General features: G+C 74.0%; 19 protein-coding genes. 7 read left to right on the plus strand and 12 right to left on the minus strand.

Going from position 1 to position 19,131, the window contains the following annotated elements; genetic code table 11:
• Positions 1–16: 16 nt before the first annotated feature.
• Positions 17–1,066 (minus strand): alcohol dehydrogenase catalytic domain-containing protein, encoded by a 1,050-nt coding sequence (locus PKA89_RS04850; protein WP_324417127.1) that lies wholly within the window; start codon positions 1,064–1,066, stop codon positions 17–19.
• Positions 1,067–1,150: 84 nt separating this feature from the next.
• Between PKA89_RS04850 and PKA89_RS04855 the strand changes: the two genes are divergently transcribed.
• The gene (locus PKA89_RS04855; protein ID WP_324417129.1) at positions 1,151–2,809 is read left to right on the plus strand and encodes an ABC-F family ATP-binding cassette domain-containing protein; all 1,659 of its coding nucleotides are present in this window, start codon (positions 1,151–1,153) and stop codon (positions 2,807–2,809) included.
• Between the two features lie 6 nt (positions 2,810–2,815).
• Here the strand turns inward: PKA89_RS04855 and PKA89_RS04860 are convergent, their stop codons facing one another.
• Both PKA89_RS04860 and PKA89_RS04865 read right to left on the minus strand, forming a co-directional pair.
• On the minus strand, positions 2,816–3,196 hold the full coding sequence (locus PKA89_RS04860) for a nuclear transport factor 2 family protein (protein WP_324417130.1): 381 nt from the start codon (positions 3,194–3,196) through the stop codon (positions 2,816–2,818).
• A 101-nt stretch (positions 3,197–3,297) separates the two neighbouring features.
• On the minus strand, positions 3,298–3,714 hold the full coding sequence (locus PKA89_RS04865; protein WP_324417132.1) for a DUF4440 domain-containing protein: 417 nt from the start codon (positions 3,712–3,714) through the stop codon (positions 3,298–3,300).
• 339 nt (positions 3,715–4,053) lie between these two features.
• Between PKA89_RS04865 and PKA89_RS04870 the strand changes: the two genes are divergently transcribed.
• The 4 genes from PKA89_RS04870 (at position 4,054) to egtD (ending at position 10,124) form a co-directional block, all read left to right on the plus strand.
• A complete protein-coding gene (locus PKA89_RS04870) occupies positions 4,054–6,834 on the plus strand; it encodes a DUF3516 domain-containing protein (protein WP_324417134.1) in 2,781 nt (926 codons plus the stop codon).
• Positions 6,835–6,927: 93 nt separating this feature from the next.
• Complete coding sequence (gene map, locus PKA89_RS04875) at positions 6,928–7,710, plus strand: type I methionyl aminopeptidase (protein WP_324417136.1); 783 nt, start codon at positions 6,928–6,930, stop codon at positions 7,708–7,710.
• A gap of 99 nt (positions 7,711–7,809) precedes the next feature.
• Positions 7,810–9,135, plus strand: a complete 1,326-nt coding sequence (gene egtB, locus PKA89_RS04880) for an ergothioneine biosynthesis protein EgtB (RefSeq protein WP_324417138.1) — start codon at positions 7,810–7,812, stop codon at positions 9,133–9,135.
• Positions 9,132–10,124: an L-histidine N(alpha)-methyltransferase gene (egtD, locus tag PKA89_RS04885; RefSeq protein ID WP_324417140.1), complete on the plus strand. Its 993-nt coding sequence runs from the start codon at positions 9,132–9,134 to the stop codon at positions 10,122–10,124. The genes egtB and egtD overlap by 4 nt, the downstream gene beginning before the upstream one ends.
• A gap of 61 nt (positions 10,125–10,185) precedes the next feature.
• Here the strand turns inward: egtD and PKA89_RS04890 are convergent, their stop codons facing one another.
• A complete protein-coding gene (locus PKA89_RS04890; protein WP_324417142.1) occupies positions 10,186–11,385 on the minus strand; it encodes an NAD(P)/FAD-dependent oxidoreductase in 1,200 nt (399 codons plus the stop codon).
• Between the two features lie 54 nt (positions 11,386–11,439).
• Here PKA89_RS04890 and PKA89_RS04895 point away from each other — a divergent pair, with 54 nt between their 5' ends.
• The gene (locus PKA89_RS04895; protein WP_324417144.1) at positions 11,440–11,907 is read left to right on the plus strand and encodes a MarR family transcriptional regulator; all 468 of its coding nucleotides are present in this window, start codon (positions 11,440–11,442) and stop codon (positions 11,905–11,907) included.
• 33 nt (positions 11,908–11,940) lie between these two features.
• Here the strand turns inward: PKA89_RS04895 and bfr are convergent, their stop codons facing one another.
• The 4 genes from bfr to PKA89_RS04915 form a co-directional block, all read right to left on the minus strand.
• A complete protein-coding gene (bfr, locus tag PKA89_RS04900) occupies positions 11,941–12,426 on the minus strand; it encodes a bacterioferritin (RefSeq protein WP_324417146.1) in 486 nt (161 codons plus the stop codon).
• Positions 12,413–12,646, minus strand: coding sequence for a (2Fe-2S)-binding protein (locus PKA89_RS04905; RefSeq protein WP_324417148.1), 234 nt, complete (start codon positions 12,644–12,646; stop codon positions 12,413–12,415). Before PKA89_RS04905 ends, bfr begins: the two co-directional genes overlap by 14 nt.
• A gap of 154 nt (positions 12,647–12,800) precedes the next feature.
• Positions 12,801–13,904: a hypothetical protein gene (locus PKA89_RS04910; protein ID WP_324417150.1), complete on the minus strand. Its 1,104-nt coding sequence runs from the start codon at positions 13,902–13,904 to the stop codon at positions 12,801–12,803.
• Positions 13,901–14,419 carry a SigE family RNA polymerase sigma factor gene (locus tag PKA89_RS04915; RefSeq protein ID WP_324417152.1) on the minus strand — a complete coding sequence of 173 codons (519 nt, stop codon included), beginning with the start codon at positions 14,417–14,419 and terminating at the stop codon, positions 13,901–13,903. The genes PKA89_RS04910 and PKA89_RS04915 overlap by 4 nt, the downstream gene beginning before the upstream one ends.
• 115 nt (positions 14,420–14,534) lie before the next feature.
• On the opposite strand from PKA89_RS04915, the gene PKA89_RS04920 reads away from it, so the two are divergent.
• The gene (locus tag PKA89_RS04920; protein ID WP_324417222.1) at positions 14,535–15,173 is read left to right on the plus strand and encodes an N-acetyltransferase; all 639 of its coding nucleotides are present in this window, start codon (positions 14,535–14,537) and stop codon (positions 15,171–15,173) included.
• A gap of 8 nt (positions 15,174–15,181) precedes the next feature.
• Here PKA89_RS04920 and PKA89_RS04925 read toward each other — a convergent pair whose 3' ends face one another.
• From PKA89_RS04925 to PKA89_RS04940, 4 genes are all read right to left on the minus strand, one after another.
• A complete protein-coding gene (locus PKA89_RS04925) occupies positions 15,182–16,597 on the minus strand; it encodes a DNA polymerase IV (protein ID WP_324417154.1) in 1,416 nt (471 codons plus the stop codon).
• Positions 16,598–16,667: 70 nt separating this feature from the next.
• Entirely contained in the window at positions 16,668–17,123 is a 456-nt protein-coding gene (locus PKA89_RS04930) for a hypothetical protein (RefSeq protein ID WP_324417155.1), read from the minus strand.
• A 21-nt stretch (positions 17,124–17,144) separates the two neighbouring features.
• Complete coding sequence (locus PKA89_RS04935) at positions 17,145–18,170, minus strand: hypothetical protein (RefSeq protein WP_324417157.1); 1,026 nt, start codon at positions 18,168–18,170, stop codon at positions 17,145–17,147.
• Positions 18,171–18,173: 3 nt separating this feature from the next.
• Positions 18,174–19,130 carry a hypothetical protein gene (locus PKA89_RS04940; protein WP_324417159.1) on the minus strand — a complete coding sequence of 319 codons (957 nt, stop codon included), beginning with the start codon at positions 19,128–19,130 and terminating at the stop codon, positions 18,174–18,176.
• Between the last annotated feature and the right edge of the window lies 1 nt (position 19,131).

A 19,131-nucleotide genomic window follows, 5' to 3' on the forward strand; every position in this document is an offset into this window, starting at 1 on the left:
CACGGGCGCGACTCGCTCAGGGGCGGAGCATGACCTTGAGGGCGGTCCGCTCGTCCATCGCGCGGTAGCCGGCCGGGCCCTCCTCGAGGGGCAGCACGGTGTCGAACACGCGGCCGGGCTCGACGGTTCCGTCGAGGACGCCCGGGAGCAGCTGCTCGACGTACGCCCGGACCGGTGCGACACCGCCGGTCAGGGTCACGTTGCGGCCGAACAGGACCCGGCCGACCGGACCGTCCGTGTACTGGGGCACGCCGACGCGGCTGATCGTCCCTCCCGGACGGACCACCCCGAGCGCCTGCTCGTACGCGGGCATCATCCCGACGCACTCGAGGACGACCGGGCTGCCCCCGTCGGTGAGGTCGCGGACGGCCTCGACGCCCTCCTCACCGCGCTCGGCGACGACGTCCGTGGCACCGAACTCGCGGCCGAGGTCGGTGCGCGACGCGTGCCGCCCCATGAGGACGACGCGCTCGGCACCCTGCTGGCGGGCGGCCAGGACCGCGAGCAGCCCCACCGCCCCGTCGCCGATGACGGTGACCGTGCTGCCCTGCGACACACCGGCGCTCAGGGCGGCGTGCCATCCGGTGCCGTAGACGTCGGAGAGGGTGAGGAGCGAGGCGAGCATCCGCTCGTCGGTGTCCTCCGTGATGCCCGGGACCGGGACGAGCGTGCCGTCGGCGAGCGGGACGCGCACGGCCTCGCCCTGGCCACCGTCCGACCCGATGCCGTTCGTGTCGCCCCAACCACCACCACGGACGCAGGAGGTCTGCAGCCTGGCCCGGCAGTACTCGCACTCGCCGCACGAGATGAGGAACGGCGCGATGACGAAGCCGCCGGGTCGCACGGTCGTGACCTCGGCGCCGACCTCCTCGACGACGCCGACGAACTCGTGGCCGATGGGGTGACCGGCCTCGTCCCGCTCGGCATTGTGGAAGGGGTGCAGGTCGCTGCCGCAGATGCAGGAGCGGGTGACTCGCACGAGGGCGTCGGTGGGCAGGCGGAGGGCGGGGTCCGGGGCGTCGACGACGCGGACGTCCCCGGCTCCGAAGAGGTGGATGGCTCGCATCCACCCAGTCCACACCCCCGGGCGGTCGGGTGGGCCACCGGGGTCCCGGCGGTCCGGGCGGAACCGCGACCCTACGATCGGAGGATGAGTGCGGACCTCGTCGCCCAGGGCCTGGCCGGCGGGTACGCGCACCGCACCCTGTTCGAGTCCCTCGACCTCACCGTCGCCCCCGGCGACGTCGTGGGCGTCGTCGGGGCGAACGGCGCCGGCAAGACGACGCTGCTGCGCGTCCTCGCCGGTGACCTCGCGCCCCTCGCCGGCACGGTCTCGACGGCGCCGGCCGACGCGTTCGTCGGCTGGCTGCCGCAGGAGCACGAGCGGGTCGCCGGGGAGTCCATCCGCGGGTACGTCGCCCGCCGCACCGGGGCCGCCGCCGCGACGACGGCGATGGAGACCGCCGCCGCGGCGATGTCCGCCGAGGACGCCGGGACGGCAGCGGGCGACGCGTTCGCCCACGCGCTCGACCACTGGCAGGCGACGGGTGCCCCCGACCTCGACGAGCGGCTGGCCCCCGTGCTCGCCGACCTCGGTCTCGACGTCGCCGCGGACACCCCGATGACGGCGCTGTCCGGGGGTCAGGCCGCCCGGGCCGCGCTCGCCGCCCTGCTCCTCAGCCGGTTCGACGTCGTCCTCCTCGACGAGCCGACGAACGACCTCGACCTCGCCGGGCTGTCGCGGTTGGAGGACTTCGTCGGCAGCCTGCGCTCGGGGGTGGTCCTCGTCTCGCACGACCGGGAGTTCCTCTCGCGCGTCGTGACCCGCGTCGTCGAGCTCGACCTCGCCCAGCACGCGGTCGCGGTGTACTACGGCGGGTACGACGCCTACCTCGAGGAGCGCGCGGTCGCCCGCCGGCACGCGCGCGAGGCGTACGAGGAGTACGCCGAGCGCCGGGCCGACCTCGAGGGGCGCGCCCGCACGCAGCGCGAGTGGAGCTCGCAGGGCGTCCGGAACGCGATGCGCAAGAGTCCGGACAACGACAAGATCCGGCGCCGGGCCCAGTCCGAGTCCGCGGAGAAGCAGGCCCGCAAGGTGCGCCAGATGGAGTCGCGCATCGCCCGGCTCGAGGAGGTCGAGGAGCCCCGCAAGGAGTGGGAGCTGCGGTTCGCGATCGCCGGGGCGCCCCGGTCGAGCTCGGTCGTGGCGACGCTCGACGAGGCGGCGGTCCGGTTCGGGGAGTTCGTCTTCGGACCGGTGTCCCTGCAGGTCGGCGTCCGCGACCGGATCGGTGTCACCGGCCCCAACGGCGCCGGCAAGACGACCCTGCTCCGGCTGCTCACCGGTCGGCTGGAGCCGGGGTCCGGGCGGGCGAGCCTCGGGGCGTCGGTGGCGCTGGGCGAGATCGACCAGGCCCGCACCGGTCTCGCCGACGACCTGCCGCTCGCGGTCGCGTTCGAGGCCGCCGTGCCCGCCATGACCACCGCCGAGGTGCGCACCCTGCTCGCGAAGTTCGGGCTGCGGGCCGACCAGGTGACCAGCCTCGTCGGTCGGCTGTCGCCGGGGGAACGGACGCGGGCGGCGATGGCGCTGCTCCAGGCCCGCGGGGTCAACCTCCTCGTCCTCGACGAGCCGACCAACCACCTCGACCTGCCGGCCATCGAGCAGCTGGAGTCGGCGCTCGAGGCCTACGACGGCACGCTGCTCCTCGTGACGCACGACCGGCGGCTGCTCGACACCGTGCGGCTGGACCAGCGCTGGGAGGTCGAGGCGGGCCGGGTGACCATGACGCACGTCGGCATCCGCTGAGGCCGCTCAGGTCGAGACGATCTTCCAGTAGGAGTCCTTGCGGGTGATCCTCCCGTCGACGTCGAGGTCGAACAGGTCGCAGCCGCGCACCTCGACGCGGTCCCCGGCGGGCGTGGTGCCGGTGAGCAACCAGCGCGAGACGCCGTGACCGTCGGTGAGCCAGTGCTCGTCGTCGCCGTAGTGGACGTCCGGCAGGCCGGTGAAGCGCTGGGCCAGGCCGGCCCGCACCTCGTCGCGGCCGACGAACCGTGTGCCCCACGGATGCTGCCCGGCCGGCGTCTCGAGGACGCAGCCGTCGGCGAAGAACCCCATGATGCGGTCGAGGTCGTGGTCGTTGAAGGCCGCGAGGAGCCGGTGCAGGACGTCGGGGCCGTCGGCGGTGGCCATCCCCGCATCGTCCCACCGCACCGCCGCGCGGTCACCCCCGTCGCGTCGGGTCGTGTGCCCAGGTGGTCGCGCGGGCGACCGTCCGGGCACACGACCGCGGCTCACCCCTCGTGCAGGGGGTCGGCGTGCCGGTGGAACAGCGCCCAGCGGCCCCCCTCGCGGCGGTAGAGCTCGGTGACGCGCAGGTCCATCGGGACGGGCTCGCCGCCGTCGTCCATCGAGACCACGGAGCGCTGCACGCCGACCCACCACGCGAGGTCGCCGTCCTCCCCGGAGTGCAGCGTCTCGAGGTCGTTGCGCTCGGCACCGGTGAAGCGCGCCGCGCCGCCGGCGTTCACCGTGTTGACGGCGTCGGCCCCCTGGACGACGGTGCCGGGCGGACCGAAGATCGTCGCGGGGTCGCTGGTGGCCGACACGGCGTGCAGGGGCGCGACGTCGCCGGTGACGAAGGCGTCGGATGCCGCCCTGCGGCGGCTCAGGTAGTCGGCAAAGGTCTCGTCGGCCATCGGTGCTCCCATCGGATGCCGTGCACGGTAGCCGCGCCGACCGACAGCGAGCACGTCCCGGGCGCAGGCCCGGCAGCGGCGGCATGGGTGGTCCTCCGGAACTCCGTGCTCCACGCACGCGATCCCGTGCTCGCCGCAATCGATCCCGTGCCCAACGCAACGGATCGACTGCGCGCCGCAAGGGATCGCTTGCCTCCCGCAAGGGATCGCTTGCCTCCCGCAAGGGATCCCTTGCGGGAGGCACGGAGGTGGGGAGACGACAGGTCCCGGCCCCGCCCTCAGGTCCGGCCTGCGGGCCGACACCCGGGCGGGCGGCACCGCCCGTCGCGCCGTGGGGGAGAATCGAGCGCGATGACGCTCACCGACCGCCTCACCGGCGCCGCCGCCGGGACCCCGGCCGGGGGCGCCGACGCCGCCCTCGACGTGTTCGTCGAGTGGGCCGGCGAGCGTGGCTTCGCCCTCTACCCGGCGCAGGAGGAGGCCGTCCTCGCCCTCGCCCAGGACGCCCACGTCGTCCTCGCCACGCCCACCGGCTCCGGCAAGTCGCTCGTCGCGGTCGCCGCGCACGCCCTCGCCCTCGCCACCGGTCGCCGCTCCTGGTACACCGCCCCCATCAAGGCCCTCGTCTCGGAGAAGTTCTTCGCCCTCGTCGAGACCTTCGGCGCCGAGCACGTCGGGATGCTCACCGGCGACGCGGCGGTCAACCCCGGTGCGCCGATCATCTGCGCGACCGCCGAGGTCCTCGCCAACCACGCCCTGCGCGAGCGCGACGCGTCCGACGTCGGCCTCGTCGTCATGGACGAGTTCCACTTCTACGGCGAGCCCGACCGCGGCTGGGCGTGGCAGGTGCCGCTGCTCCTCCTGCCCGACACGCAGATGCTCCTCATGTCGGCCACTCTCGGTGACACCCACGACCTCGAGCGTGACCTGCACCGCCGCACCGGCCGCGAGGTCGTCGCGGTCACCGGGGCGCAGCGGCCGGTCCCGCTCGAGTACGAGTGGGTGCTCACGCCCGTGCACGACACCCTCGAGCTCCTCCTGCGCGACGAGCGCGCGCCCGTCTACGTCGTCTCCTTCACCCAGGCCGGTGCGGTCGAGCAGGCGCAGGCCCTCGCGTCGGTCGACGTCGTCTCGGGCGAGCGCAAGGCCGCTCTCAAGGAGGCGGTCGGCGGCTTCCGGTTCGGCAAGGGCTTCGGGCAGACGCTGCGCCGGCTCGTGCTGCACGGCATCGGCGTCCACCACGCGGGGATGCTCCCGAAGTACCGGCGCCTCGTCGAGACCCTGGCGCAGGCCGGGCTGCTCGCCGTCATCTGCGGTACCGACACGCTCGGGGTGGGCATCAACGTGCCGATCCGCACGGTCCTGCTCACCTCGCTGACCAAGTACGACGGCCGCAAGCAGCGGGTCCTGCGGGCCCGCGAGTTCCACCAGATCGCCGGCCGGGCGGGCCGCGCCGGCTTCGACACCGTCGGCTACGTCGTCGTCCAGGCGCCGGAGCACGTCATCGAGAACAGCAAGGCGCTGGCCAAGGCCGGCGGCGACCCGAAGAAGGAGCGCCGCATCGTCCGGAAGAAGCCGCCGGAGGGCGTGCTCACCTGGACCGAGGCCACGTACGACAAGCTGGTCACGGCGGTGCCGGAGCCGCTGCAGCCGAGGATGCGGATCACGCACGCCATGGTCCTCAACGTGCTCGACCAGTGGGAGGGCCAGCAGGACGCACTGCACACCCTCGTCCTCGACAACCACGAGGGGCCGGAGCGGCGAGAACGGCTCGTGGAGCGCGCGGTACAGGTCCTCGGGTCGCTCGTGCGCGCCGGCGTCGTCGAACCGGACGACGGCTCGTCCGTGTCGGACTGGCTTCCCCCGGAGCCCGATCCGGCTCCCGCAGCACCGGACGCCGTCCCCGAGCGGCCGGCCGACCCCGCCCCCCGACCCGTGGACGCCGGCGCCCTCGGCACGCTCGGCGAGGCGCTCGCCGCCGCCGGCCTCGCCCCGACCGAACCACCCGAGCCGACGCCCGCCACCGACGAGCCCGTGCCGGTCGACGACGAACCGGTCGAGGCGCCGCCGCTCGAGAGGTTCCTGCGCCGTGAGGGCCGCCGGTACGCCGAGGGACCCTTCCAGGTCGCCCTCGACCTGCACGACGGCTTCGCCCTCAACCAGGCCCTCTCCGCGTTCGCGCTGGCCGCCCTCGAGCTCCTCGACCCCGCGTCGCCCGACTACGCGCTCGACGTCGTCAGTGTCATCGAGGCCACCCTGGACGACCCCCGGCAGGTGCTGCAGGCCCAGCAGTTCGAGGCCCGCGGCGAGGCCGTCGCCGCGATGAAGGCCGACGGGATGGAGTACGAGGAGCGGATGGACGCCCTCGACGACGTCACCTGGCCCAAGCCGCTCGCCGAGATGCTCGAGCTGTCGCTGCGCACCTACCGGCAGACCCATCCGTGGGTCGACCCGCGCGACCTCTCGCCGAAGTCCGTCGTCCGCGAGATGTTCGAGCGGGCGATGTCGTTCGGGGAGTTCGTCGCCCACCACAAGCTGGCCCGCGCCGAGGGCATCGTCCTGCGCTACCTCACCGACGCCTACCGCGCGCTGCGCTCCACCGTGCCGCACTCGGCGCGCACGGAGGAGCTCGACGACCTCGTCGAGTGGCTCGGCGAGGTGGTCCGGCACACCGACTCCAGCCTCCTCGACGAGTGGGAGGCGCTGGCGCACCCCGACCACGACGTGGCGGGCCAGGAGGTCCGCCCGTCGACGGAAGGACGCGCCCTGTCCGCCAACCCTCGGGCGCTGCGGGTCATGGTGCGGCAGAGCATGTTCCGACGCGTCGAGCTGCTGGCACTCGGCCGTTACGAGGCGCTGGCGGCGATGGACGGCGGCCTCGCCGCCGAGCAGTGGGAGGACGCGGCGGCGGAGTACCGGGCCGAGTACGGCGAGGTGTCGACCGGGCCGGCGGCCCGCGGTCCGGCGCTGTTCCGCGTCGAGGAGGGGGAGGGCGCCTGGCGGGTCGAGCAGGTCCTCGACGACGAGGACGGCGACCACGACTGGCGGATCACCGCCGAGCTCGACCTGGCCGCCACCGACGAGGCCGGCGAGCCCGCCCTGGTCGTCACCGGCCTGGCACCCCTCACCTGACCCGGCGTCGGCCTTCGCGAACGTGTGTGAAGATCGTCGGAGGGCCGACGTTCGTCACACACGTTCGCGAAGAGGACGAGGAGGAGGTGCGGCGTGATCGAGATCCTCGACGCGCGCCAGCTCGAGCGCGCCCGCGCGACGGGCCGGCTGGTCGGTGACATCCTCGCCACCGTCCGCGAGCGCGCGACCGTCGGCACCAACCTCCTCGAGATCGACGCGTGGACCCGCCGGATGATCGAGGACGCCGGCGCGCAGTCCTGCTACGTCGACTACGAACCGTCCTTCGGCAGAGGCCCGTTCGGCCACTACATCTGCACGTCGGTCAACGACGCCGTCCTCCACGGCCTCCCGCACGACCGGGTGCTCGCCGACGGCGACCTGCTCACCCTCGACCTCGCCGTCCTGCTCCACGGGGTCGCCGCCGACTCCGCCGTCAGCTTCGTCGTCGGCACCGGGACCCCGCAGGACGAGGCCCTCATCGCCACGACCGAGCGCGCCCTCGCCGCGGCCGTCGACACGGTCGCCCCCGGCGTGCGCCTCGGCGACGTGTCGCACGCGATCGGGTCGGTCCTCGAGGGTGCCGGGTACTCCGTCAACACCCAGTTCGGTGGCCACGGCATCGGCTCGACGATGCACCAGGACCCGCACGTCGCGAACACCGGCCGCCCGGGCCGCGGCTACACCCTGCGGCCGGGACTGCTCCTCGCCATCGAGCCGTGGGTCATGGCCGACACCGACCGGCTCGTCACCGACGCCGACGGCTGGACCCTGCGCAGCGCGACCGGATGCCGCACCGCGCACAGCGAGCACACCGTGGCGGTCACCGACGACGGCCACGAGGTCCTCACCCGCCCCACCCCACGCCCCGGCGGCTGATGAACATCCCGTGACGTCCCGGCCCCCGAGGTGTGCCTGTCGGTGCTCCGGGTGAGGATGGAGGTCCTGACCGGCTACCCCGACGAGAGGACCCCGGCCATGACCACGACGACGTGGGACGCCACGAGCCTGACCACCCGTTTCGACGAGGTGCGTGCACACACCGAGCACCTCTCCGCGCCGCTCTCCCCGGAGGACCAGACCGTCCAGTCGATGCCCGACGTGTCGCCGACCAAGTGGCACCGGGCGCACGTGACGTGGTTCTTCGAGACCTTCGTGCTCAGCGGCCACGAACCCGGCTTCGCACCGTTCCAGGAGAGGTACTGGTTCCTCTTCAACAGCTACTACGAGAGCCTCGGCCCGCGCTACGCCCGCCCCGACCGCGGCCTCGTCACCCGGCCCGGTGCCCACGACGTCGGGGTCTACCGCGGCAACGTCGACGCCCGGATGCGCGACCTCGTCGCCGGCCTCGACGAGGGCAGCCTCGAGAAGCTGACGCCCACGATCGAGCTCGGCTTCCACCACGAGCAGCAGCACCAGGAGCTGCTGCTCATGGACATCAAGCACGTCCTCTCCCGCAACCCCCTCGAGCCGGTCTACGGCGGCACCCGCCCGCCGGCCTCCGACCCCGACCGGATGGGCTGGGTCGACGTCGAGGGCGGGCTCGTCGAGATCGGCCACGAGGGAGACGGCTTCTCCTTCGACAACGAGCTGCCCCGGCACCGGCAGTGGCTCGAGCCGTACCGCCTCGCCGACCGGCTCGTGACCAACGGCGAGTGGCTCGAGTTCATGGCAGACGGCGGCTACGAGCGGCCCGAGCTGTGGCTCTCCGACGGCCTGGCCCGCGTCCGCGCCGACGGCTGGCGGGCGCCCCTGTACTGGGTCGAGCACGACGGCGTCTGGCTCGAGCACACCCTCCACGGCACGTGGCCGGTCAACCCCGGCCTCCCGGTGAGCCACGTCAGCTTCTACGAGGCCGAGGCGTACGCCACCTGGGCCGGCAAGCGGCTGCCGAGCGAGGGCGAGTGGGAGCACGCCGTCGTCGCCGACGGGCAGGCCGACGCGGCGCACTCCGGCGGCAACCTGGCCGACCTCGAGCACTTCCACCCGACGGCCGCGCCGGCACCGGACGGTGAGCACCGGCTGCGCCAGGTCTACGGCGACTGCTGGGAGTGGACCTCCTCGGCCTACCACGCCTACCCCGGCTTCCACCCGCCCGCGGGGGCCATCGGGGAGTACAACGGGAAGTTCATGTCGAACCAGATGGTCCTGCGCGGCGGCTGTGCGCTCACCCCGCCGGCCCATGCCCGGCTCACCTACCGCAACTTCTTCCCGCACGCGGCACGCTGGGCGCTCTCCGGGGTGCGGCTCGCCGACGGCGGCGCCCCACCGGCCGCCGACGAGCAGCGGGGGGAGGCCGGATGAGCGGGGTGGTCGAGCCCCGCGTCCAGGTGCTCCTCGACCCCGACTGGGCCTCGGGGTCGCTCGTCGACGACGTCCGCCGCGGGCTGGGCGGCCGGCCGCGCCGGCTGCCGCCCAAGTGGCTCTACGACGACGTCGGTGCCGGCCTGTTCGACGAGATCACCCGGCTGCCCGAGTACTACCCCACCGAGGCCGAGCGGGCCATCCTCGCCGCCCACGCGGCCGAGGTCGCCGAGGCCTGCGACGCGAGCACCGTCGTCGAGCTCGGCAGCGGCACCAGCGACAAGACCCGCACCCTCCTCGACGCCTTCCGCGACCCCGGGCGCAGCCACGGCCCGGTCCGGCGTTTCGTGCCGGTCGACGTCTCCGACGCCACCCTCCGGCAGGCGGCCACGATGCTCAGCGAGCGCTACCCGGGGATGGCGGTCGAAGCCGTCGTCGGCGACTTCACCCTGCACCTCGCGCACCTCCCGCGCGGTGACCGCCGGATGGTCGCCTTCCTCGGCAGCACGATCGGCAACTTCTACCTCGAGGAGCGGCACGCCTTCCTCGGGGCGCTCGCCGACTCCCTCGAGCCGGGCGAGTGGCTCCTGCTCGGCACCGACCTCGTCAAGCCCCTCGACCGCCTCGTCGCCGCGTACGACGACTCCGCCGGCGTCACCGAGCGCTTCATCCGCAACTGCCTCACCGTGGTCAACCGCGAGCTCGGGGCCGACTTCGACCCGGGGGCGTTCAGCTACGTCCCGTTCTGGGACCCCCGGATGGAGCGGGTGGACATGCGGCTGCGGGCCGAGGAGCCGCAGGTGGTCACCGTGCCCGGGGCGGAGATCGTCGTCGAGCTCGGCACCGGCGAGGAGATCTGCGTCGAGATCTCGACGAAGTTCCGGCCCGAGGGCATCGCCGCGGAGCTGGCCGAGGCCGGGTTCGCCGTCGAGCGCACCTGGACCGACGCCGACGACGACTTCGCCCTGACCCTCGCCCGGCGCACCTGACACCGCTCGGCGCTCTCGTCGGCGGTCAGGTCGCCGATCTGGTCACCGATCAGGTCGCCGGTCAGGTGCTCGCGAGGGGCGCCGGCTCGAGCCGATGCGCGGTGGTCCGCAACACGTCGCGCTCGAGCACCCCGGTCCCCGCGAGTGCGCGCATCATCGCGTCGCGCACCCCGCGACCGACCGCACCGGGGGCCTTCGCGCTCGTCGTCCGGGCCCCGGAGCGGACGATGCCCTCGACGCGGCGGCGGCGGGCCTGCTCGTACTCCGCGAGACCCGGGAGGCCGTGGGCCCTCAGTGCGCGGACGAGGACCGCGGCGTCCTCGAGGGCCATCGCGGCACCCTGTCCCGAGCTCGGGGACGGCGCGTGCACCGCGTCGCCGACCAGCACGCTTGCCGGACCGCGCCAGCGCGGCACGTGGCCGAGGTCGTGGGTGCTGTCGGCCGACAGCTCCAGCCGACCCGCGGCGATGAGCTCGGCCGCGGGTCCCACGTCGGCGGAGGCCAGGTCGACCAGCTCCGCCCGCCACTGCTCCTCGGTCGTCCGGGCCCGCTCGTCGGCCCCCACGGCCGGGCGGGGGACGTTGACGAACCAGACGACCCGCCCGTCGGTCAGCGGGAAGCAGCCGGTGAAGCAGCGCCGGCCGAAGACGAAGTGCCAGGCCTCGGGGGCGAGTCGCTCGCTCCACGCGGTGTCGTCGGTGATGCCCCCGAAGTTGACCTGCCCGACGTAGCGGGGGGCCGGCGCACCGGGGTCGAGGGCACGGCGCACCCGCGACCACACGCCGTCGGCCCCGACGAGCACCTGGCCGCCCACGCGCGAGCCGTCGGCGAGGTCGGCCCACACCTCCTCCGACCCCGGCGCGGGTCCGCTGGCGACCATGTCGACGCGGGCCCCGAGCACGAGCTCGGCACCCGCGGCGGTCGCCGCCTCGGCGATCAGTGCGGCGAGGGCCGAGCGCCGCATCGTCAGGGCCACGGTCCCGTCCGCCAGCGGCGTGCCGAGCGGCACCTCGCCGAGCAGCCGGCCGTGGGTGTCGAACAACCGGTTCGTCCTCCCGGCCCAGCCGACGGCTCGGGCCGCGTCGAGCAGACCCAGGTGCTCGAGGACGTCGACACCGTTGGGCGCGAGGGTGATCCACGAGCCCTCGGTGAGGTCGACGCGCTCACGCCGCTCGAGCACCGTGGCCCCGAACCCGGCCCGGCGCGCCGCCAGCGCGGTCGCCGAGCCGGCGACCCCACCCCCGACGACGAGTACCCTCATGTCCGTCTCCTCCGTACGACGATCAAACATTTCGATAATCGAAAGATAGGGTGGATGTCCGACCGCCGTCAACTCGTCGCGTCCCTCGGCGACGCGATGCAGCGCTACCAGCGCAGCGTCCAGGCCTACGACGACGCCGTCGGCCGCGCGCTCGACCTCGGCCCGGCCGACCTGCGCTGCCTCGACTGGCTGGTCGACGGACCGAAGACCGCGGGCACCCTGGCCACCGCCACCGGGCTGCGGCCGGCTGCGACGACGGCCCTCATCGACCGGCTCGAGGCGCGTGGGCTCGTCGAGCGCGTCCGCGACGCGGCGGACCGCCGCCGGGTGCTGGTCCGGATGACCGAGGAGGGGGCGCGCTCGACCTACGCGATGTACGCCCCGCTCGTCGACGAGGGTCAGGAGCTGTTCAGCGGCGTCGACGAGGCCCGGCTGCGGGCGATGACCGAGCTGCTCGAGCGGATGCGCGAGATGACCGACCGGCACGCCGAGCACCTCCGGCGATCCGGCTCCCCGGACTGAGGCGCGGGGACCGAGAGTCGAGGGGCCGGCGCCTCAGGGCGCGGTGCCGGCGTCCATCTGCTGGGCGAGGTACTGCTGCACGCTGATCCGCTCGATGGCGTCGAGCTGCGACTCGAACCAGTCGGCGTGCTTCTCCTCGTCGCGGACCATCTCCTCGAAGACGGCGGCCGAGCCGTGGTCGCCGAGGTCGTGGCACTCGGCCGCGGCGGCGTTGAACTGCGCGACGGCAGCGAGCTCGCTGCGGTGCGCGAGCCGCAGCATCTCCTCGGCGGTCTCGCCGACGGTGATGGCGCCGAGCTTCTGCACATTGGGGTGGCCCTCGAAGAAGAGGATCCGGTTGATCAGCGCGTCGGCGTCGCGCATCTCGTCGATCGACAGGTCGTAGAAGACCTTGCCGAGCCGGGTGAAGCCCCAGTTGTCGAGCATCCGGGCGTGGAGGAAGTAGGTGTTGGTCACCGTGAGCTCGAAGGTCAGCGCCTCGTTGAAGAGCTCGACGACCCGGCGGTCAACTGGCTGCACGCGTGGTCTCCTCGTCGTGGGGGAGGGCCCACAGGTCGTCCATCGTCCGGGCCCGCTGCACGTCATGCTCGCAGACGATCGCCTTGACCGTGAAGACGCAGCCGCCGCAGTCGGTGCCCGCCCCGGTCTCGCGGCAGACGGCGGCGAGGGACCCCGCCCCGGCCTCGACGGCGGCGACCACGGCGGCGTCGCTGACGACGCGGCACTGGCAGATGATCACGCGTGCGCCTCCTCCGGCTCCACCCGCGGCGGGTCCGCGGTCAGGGATACCTAACCACAGATAGGTGAGGCTTGCCTAAGAACGTCCACAGGGCGAGCGGCGCCCGTCCCCCTCCGACGGGCGCCGCTCGCTCCTCCGACGCGCCCACACGGGCTCAGTCGGTGGTGAGGAACCCGCTCGTGATGCGCTTGCCGTCCGTGTAGATCGTCACCGACGGCCCGACGACAGGCCAGCCCACCGGGTCCGGGCTCACGAACCCTCCGCCGAACGTCATGTCGGGGTCGCCGTGGTACTCGTAGGTCCTCGTGCTGGCGTTCGGCATCCCCGGCACCGTGCGGTCGAGCTCGAGGGTGCACACGGTCGGTGTGCAGCCGACCGACCGGACCAGCCCGTGGTCGTAGAGGCGCACCGAGGACGTCGCGGGGGGCAACTGCAGCGATGCGACGACGCGGTCCATCACCGCGCGCGTGTCCTCGGTCGCCGTGTCGCTGAAGACGGTCCAGGCGGACGGCGTGACGACCGTGTACTGCGCGACGTCCCTGCTGGTCCCGTCCGCGCAGGCCCAGTGCCACCGTCGGTACTCACCCTCCCGTCCACCGACCCCGACGTCGCGGTAGTCCTCCACCGTCCTCGTGTACTTGGTTTCGGGGTCGCAGTACATCGGGTCGGCCGCATACCCACCCTCCGTGTCGCTGTCGAGGGGGTTGACGCTCGGCGCCATGAGCCGCACCGAGATCGCACACGCGTCCGACGCCCCTTCCTCGGCGAGGCACCACACCCGGCCGATGGGTCCGCTGCCGTCGGCCGATCCGAGGTGCTCACGCACGGTCCAGCCGTCGGGGACGACGAGGCTGGCCGGCCCGATGGCGGTGCGCAGCGGAGCCGACGGGGTCGAGCTCGGCGTGGGGGTGCTCGACGGCGTGGGGGTCTGGGTCGGCGTCGGTGTCGGACTCGGGCTGGTGCTCGGCTCGGGGGTCCTCGTGGCCGTCGGGTGGTGCGTCGCCGGTGCGGTCCGGGGGTCCGGCCGGCCGAGGGCGAGGGCGGTCCCCACCGAGACGACGAGGACGGCCGCCGCGGCTGCCGCGACGAGAAGCATCGGCCGCGCGCCCCCACGGGGGCGGCGGGGCAGCTCGAGGGGCGGCGGCACGCGGTCGGTGGGCGCGTGGGCGGTCGCCGAGGCCCTGAGGGCCGCGCGGAGGCGCTCCTCGACCTCCTCGGTCGACGGGAGACCCTCGGGACGGTGGTCGAAGCGGTTCACAGCGCACCTCCCAGGTGCAGTCGAAGCGACGCGATCCCGCGGCTGGCGGCCGACTTGACCGAGCCACGTGAGATGGACAGCAGGTCGGCGATCTCGGCCTCGGACCGGTCCGACCAGTAGCGCAGGACGAGGACCTCGCGCTGGCGGCGCGGCAGTCCGTGGAGGGCGGCCAGCACCTCGCGGTGCTCCTCGGCCAGGAGCACCGCGTCCGAGGACGGCGGTCCGACATCGGGCTCGGCCGCCCTGAGGTGTCGCCGGACCACCCCCCGGTGCCGGAGGGCCGAGCGGGCACGGTTGACCACCGCGGCGCGGACGTAGCCGAGAGCTGCCTGGGGGTCGCGGATGCGGGACGCGTTGCGGTGCAGGCCGATGAACGCCTCCTGCACGACGTCCTCCGCGCTCCCCACGTCGTCGACCAAGAGGACGGCCAGCCGCAGCATCGACGTCCAGTGGGCCTCGTACAGCGCCTCGACGTCGACCGCGCCGTCGCGGTCCACCTCGGTCTCGGTCCTCATGCCCACCCCTCCCAGAGCTGCTGTCATCACACTGCTAGGTCGCGCAGCACCCCCCGGAGGTTGCCACGGCGCTCGCGCGAGTTCTCGGCGGGCCTAGGGTGACGCCGTGGCGAGGATGCGACGGGCGGGGCCCGCGGACGCCGCCGCGATGCGCGTCGTCTGCCTCCGGACGGGCGCGGCCGGTGGCGACGCGACCGCGCTGCACGCCGACCCCGACCTGCTCGGCGAGGTGTGGGCCGTCCCGTACCTCCACGCGCCGGGCGCCGTGGCCCGGGTCGTCGAGGACGACGACGGCGTCGCGGGGTACTGCGTCGCCGTCCCGGACACCGCCGCCTTCGAGGAGTGGCTCGAGGCGTCGTGGTGGCCGCGGCTGCGCGAGCGCCGTCCGCCGCCGGACGCCACCCCGGCCGACCGCGCCCTGCACCGCCTCGCCGACGACCCGCCGCGCACCGCGCCGGAGCTCCTCGCCGACCATCCGGCCCACCTCCACGTCGACCTGCTGCCCCGCCTGCAGGGCCAGGGCTGGGGGCGGCGCCTCCTCGCGTCCGTCGTCGACGAGCTGGCCGCCGCCGGCGTCACCGGCCTGCACCTCGGGGTGCACCCGGACAACACCGGCGCGGTCGCCTTCTACGAGCGGCTCGGGTTCACCACGCTGCGTCCCGACACCGGTGGCGGTCCGGTCCTCGGCCTCCGGCTCCGCCCCGACCACCCGGGTGGTGCGCCCGCCCCGGGCACCGAGAACCCGGAGAGCTGACGCGCGACTCAGGGCTCGTCGCCCGCTTCCGGCTCCCAGACCGGCGGGTCGGCAGGGGACAGCTCCGGGTCGTCCTCGGCGAAGGTGCGGATCCGCCCGACCGGCGTGTTCGGACCCTCGAACCGCACGGTGACCCGGCCGACCCCGCTGCCCTGCACCCAGCCCCGGCCGTGCTCCGTGTGCTCGACGTCCTGCCCGGGTCGCCAAGTGCGCGCGACACCCCCCGGGTCCGGCGTCGGCGCCACGACGACCTCGGCCGCCTCGGGCGAGGCGTCGCCGCCCCCGGCATCCGGCCGGACGAACTCCTCGTCGTCGTCGGTCGTCGAGCTGCGCACCGGGGGGAGGGCGTCGTCGAGCAGGCCGTCGAGGAGGTCGGGCTGGGTGTAGAGCGAGAGGCCGGACACCCCGACGCCGAGCAGCCGCAGCCCGTCGGCCACGTCGAGCCCGGCGAGCAGCCGCTCGGCGTGCCGGACGACGACGGCGTCGTCGTCGGTCGGCTGGTCGAGGGTGACGGAGCGGGTCAGGGTGCTGAAGTCGTGCCGGCGCGCCTTGAGGACCACCGTGCGCCCGGAGAGGCCGTCGGCCCGCAGCCGCTCGCCGACCCGCTCGGTGAGCCGTCGGACGTGCTCCCCGAGGCGTACCCGGTCGGTGACGTCGGTGTCGAAGGTGGTCTCCGCGGAGACCGACTTCGCGGCGCGCTCGGTGACCACCTCGCGGTCGTCGACGCCGTGGGCGAACGCGTGCAGCTGGGTGCCGTGCGCCTTGCCGAGCAGCGCGACGACGTCGTCGAGGCCGAGGTCGGCGAGCCGGCCGACCGTGCCCACGCCGTGCGCGGCGAGCCGCGCCGCGGTCGCCGGACCGACGCCCGGGATGGCCCGCACCGACAGCGGGGCGAGCACCTCGGCCTCGGTGCCGGGGGCCACGACGAGCAGCCCGTCCGGCTTGGCGAGGTCGGAGTGGATCTTCGCGACGAGCTTGCTCGTGCCGGCGCCCACGGACGCGGTGAGCCCGGTGGTGTCCCGGATGCGCGCTCGCAGGCCCTCGGCGAGCGCGGTGACCGCCTCGACGTCGGCCTGCGGGTGCTCGGGGGTGAGGTCGAGGTAGGCCTCGTCGATGGACACCTGCTCGACGAGCGGCGTCAGCTCGCGGACGAGGGCCATCACGGCGTGCGAGGCGTCCCGGTAGGCCTCGAACCGGGGGCTGAGGAAGGCGGCGTTCGGGCAGCGCCGGCGGGCCTCGGCGGTCGGCATCGCCGACCGGATGCCGAACGCGCGCGCCTCGTACGACGCGGTCGAGACGACGCCTCGGCCGCGGACGCCGCCGACGACGACCGGCTTGCCGCGCAGCGACGGCTTGTGCAGCTGCTCGACGGCGGTGAAGAACGCGTCGAGGTCGAGGTGGAGGATCACCGGCCGCGAGCGCACGCCCCCAGTCTCCCCCGCGGCGCCGACGCCGCCCCGGACGCCCCGGACCCCCGGGACGCGTCGCCGCCGGTCAGCCGCGGGCGAGCGCCTTCTGCCGGCGGGTGTCGCCGGCGTGGAGGGCCCAGGCCATGAGCACCGGTTGGGCGACGAGCCGCGCCATCCGCTTCTCGTCGGTGTCGAGACCGAAGGCGTCCTTGCGCTCGAGCCACTGCGCGACGTTGCCCGGGAACACGCCGAGGAAGAAGAGGGCGCCGAGCCGGCCGACCCGGGCGCGGGTCGGCCGGCGCCAGGTGACGAGCGTGGTGGCCCCGAGCGCGATCTCGGCCCACCCCGACCAGACGACGACGTCGTCGACGTCGAAGGGCACCCACTCCGGCACCTGCGCGCGGAACTCCTCGCGGGACACGGTGAGGTGGGCCGTCCCGGCCGCGACCAGGGCGGCGCCGAGGGCCACCTTGCTCAGGGCGCGCAGCCGCCGGCCCCGCCGCCCGCGCCCGGTCGTGGTGTCGTCGTCGTTCGGGGTCATGTCCCCAGTCTGCCCGGTGGCTCAGTGGATGACCGGCCCCTCCTCGGGCGGTGGCTCCATGCTCCTCGGGCAGCCGTCGACCGCCGGGTGGACGGTCCACCGGTGCTCCGGCTGCTGCTGGCGCCCGACGACGTCGTCCCGTTCCGCGGCGTCGAATGCCTCGTCCAGCCGGTCCTTGACGGCGACCGTGTCCGCGGGCCAGGCCCCGGTCCACGAGCCGACCCGGGTGCAGGCCTTGATGGGGTGCAGCTCGTTCCAGCCCTCGTGGAGGGAGTCGAAGACCCAGCGCCCCCGCACGTAGAGGAGGTCGGCGCCGAGCCCCTGGTCGTCGGGCTGGTGGATCTCGGTCGGTGCGCCCTCGACGTCCGAGGGGTCGGCGGTGTCGCCGAGCCCGACGAGCCCGCCGATGAGGGCGGCGAGGAACGCGAGGATGGCCAGGACGATGCCGACGATCCAGCCGATGACCGGCACGGCGGCGCAGACGAACCAGGCGGCGAGGGCGAGCCCGTAGGCGACGAGCAGCCCGATCCGGAAGTCGTGCATCCCGGCGCCCTCGAACTCGGCGTGGAGGATCGCGCTGCGGGCGGGCTTGCCGTCCTTGCCCTCGGCGAACTCGCCGCGGAAGAACTTCACGTGGTCGCGCACGCCGTCGGTCTCCGCGGCGAGGAACCCGTACGGGACGCTGACCTCGAGCTCGGGCTGGGTCACTCCCGGCATCGTCGGGTAGACGAGCAGGTTCATCGACCAGTCGGTGTCCAGCGCACCGAAACCCGACTTGCCGGTCGACGGTTCGACGCTGACCACCATCCCGATGACGCTCTCGTCACCGCCGAGGCACACCAGCCGGACGTTGAGCCACCAGTCGCAGAACGCGATCGTCCCGGCGATGGCGAAGGCCTCGATGAGCAGCAGGCCGCAGGGGAAGGTGCCGATCCCCATCACCGCGAAGACGGCGGCGATGGCGGCGGTCGCCGTGGCCACGTAGGCGGCGGGCGACATCCATTGCGACGGCTGGCTGCACGCCGTGTACTGCTTGAACCCGGCCATCGCTCACACCTTCTCGACGTCGACGCTGATGCCACCGGTGAGCAGGCGCTCCGCGTCGGTGGTCAGGGCGTGGATGTTGACCCGCTGGCTCCCGGTGAAGCCGGCCGGCGGGGTGACGGTCGCCGTGACCGCGGTCAGGGCGCCGGGGGCGAGCACCGGGTGGTCGGGAGCGATGTCGACCGACCACCCGGGAGGCAGTGGCGTCGCGACGAGGTGCCGGGCCAGGTCCTCCCGGTACGTCGGCAGGTCCTCGCAGTCCGGGGTCTGCAGCACGTAGGAGTCGACGAGGAACTCGTAGCGGTGCTCGCGCTGGGTGTCGTTGCGCAGGGTGAACCCCACGACGGCGGGCGAGTGGGCCTGCACGACATCGGTGTTGTGCTGGCCGAGGTTGTTGAGGACGTTCCGGTCGCTCGCGGGGTCGAGGAGGGCCTGGAGGCAGTAGTGCCCGGGCGTCGGCGGCGTGTGCCACGCGAAGGTCGCGTGGGTCGGGTTGTTCGGGCCGCCCAGCACGCCGACGTCGACGAGCGTCGTCGCGACCGGGACGTTGACCGTCCCCATCCCGAAGTCGAGGTAGGACAGGTGCACGGGCATCATGACGACCGGGCAGTCCGGCGCCGCGTTCCACACCCGGACGTCGACGGTGTAGTCGTGGTCGGGCAGGAGGGCGTGCGCCGGCACGGGCACACCGCCGTCGAGGACGGTGAAGTCGGGGTTGTCCCAGGTGACCGGGAGCCCACGGGCCATGAGGTCGCGCTGGGAGTAGACGAGCGGGTCGGGGACGCGCATCGCGGGGTCCTCGATCGGGACGCACCGGGTGCGGGCCGCCTTGTGCCGGCGACCGAGCGGGTGGTCGTCACGACGGAACAGCCGCCCGAGGAGGCGCAGGAGCCGGCGGAACAGCTCGACGAACGCCCCCGGGACGGCGAGCAGCGCCCGCCCCAGGTCGAGCAGCGGGCGCATC

Source organism: Phycicoccus sp., assembly GCF_035325325.1.
GTDB lineage: Bacteria > Actinomycetota > Actinomycetes > Actinomycetales > Dermatophilaceae > Phycicoccus.

Coding starts and splice junctions, on each gene's coding strand:
- PKA89_RS04850 (WP_324417127.1), bottom strand. CDS start 1,066: ATGCGAGCCATCCACCTCTTCGGAGCCGGGGACGTCCGCGTCGTCGAC.
- PKA89_RS04855 (WP_324417129.1), top strand. CDS start 1,151: ATGAGTGCGGACCTCGTCGCCCAGGGCCTGGCCGGCGGGTACGCGCAC.
- PKA89_RS04860 (WP_324417130.1), bottom strand. CDS start 3,196: ATGGCCACCGCCGACGGCCCCGACGTCCTGCACCGGCTCCTCGCGGCC.
- PKA89_RS04865 (WP_324417132.1), bottom strand. CDS start 3,714: ATGGGAGCACCGATGGCCGACGAGACCTTTGCCGACTACCTGAGCCGC.
- PKA89_RS04870 (WP_324417134.1), top strand. CDS start 4,054: ATGACGCTCACCGACCGCCTCACCGGCGCCGCCGCCGGGACCCCGGCC.
- egtB (WP_324417138.1), top strand. CDS start 7,810: ATGACCACGACGACGTGGGACGCCACGAGCCTGACCACCCGTTTCGAC.
- egtD (WP_324417140.1), top strand. CDS start 9,132: ATGAGCGGGGTGGTCGAGCCCCGCGTCCAGGTGCTCCTCGACCCCGAC.
- PKA89_RS04890 (WP_324417142.1), bottom strand. CDS start 11,385: ATGAGGGTACTCGTCGTCGGGGGTGGGGTCGCCGGCTCGGCGACCGCG.
- PKA89_RS04895 (WP_324417144.1), top strand. CDS start 11,440: ATGTCCGACCGCCGTCAACTCGTCGCGTCCCTCGGCGACGCGATGCAG.
- PKA89_RS04915 (WP_324417152.1), bottom strand. CDS start 14,419: ATGAGGACCGAGACCGAGGTGGACCGCGACGGCGCGGTCGACGTCGAG.
- PKA89_RS04920 (WP_324417222.1), top strand. CDS start 14,535: ATGCGACGGGCGGGGCCCGCGGACGCCGCCGCGATGCGCGTCGTCTGC.
- PKA89_RS04930 (WP_324417155.1), bottom strand. CDS start 17,123: ATGACCCCGAACGACGACGACACCACGACCGGGCGCGGGCGGCGGGGC.
- PKA89_RS04935 (WP_324417157.1), bottom strand. CDS start 18,170: ATGGCCGGGTTCAAGCAGTACACGGCGTGCAGCCAGCCGTCGCAATGG.
- PKA89_RS04940 (WP_324417159.1), bottom strand. CDS start 19,130: ATGCGCCCGCTGCTCGACCTGGGGCGGGCGCTGCTCGCCGTCCCGGGG.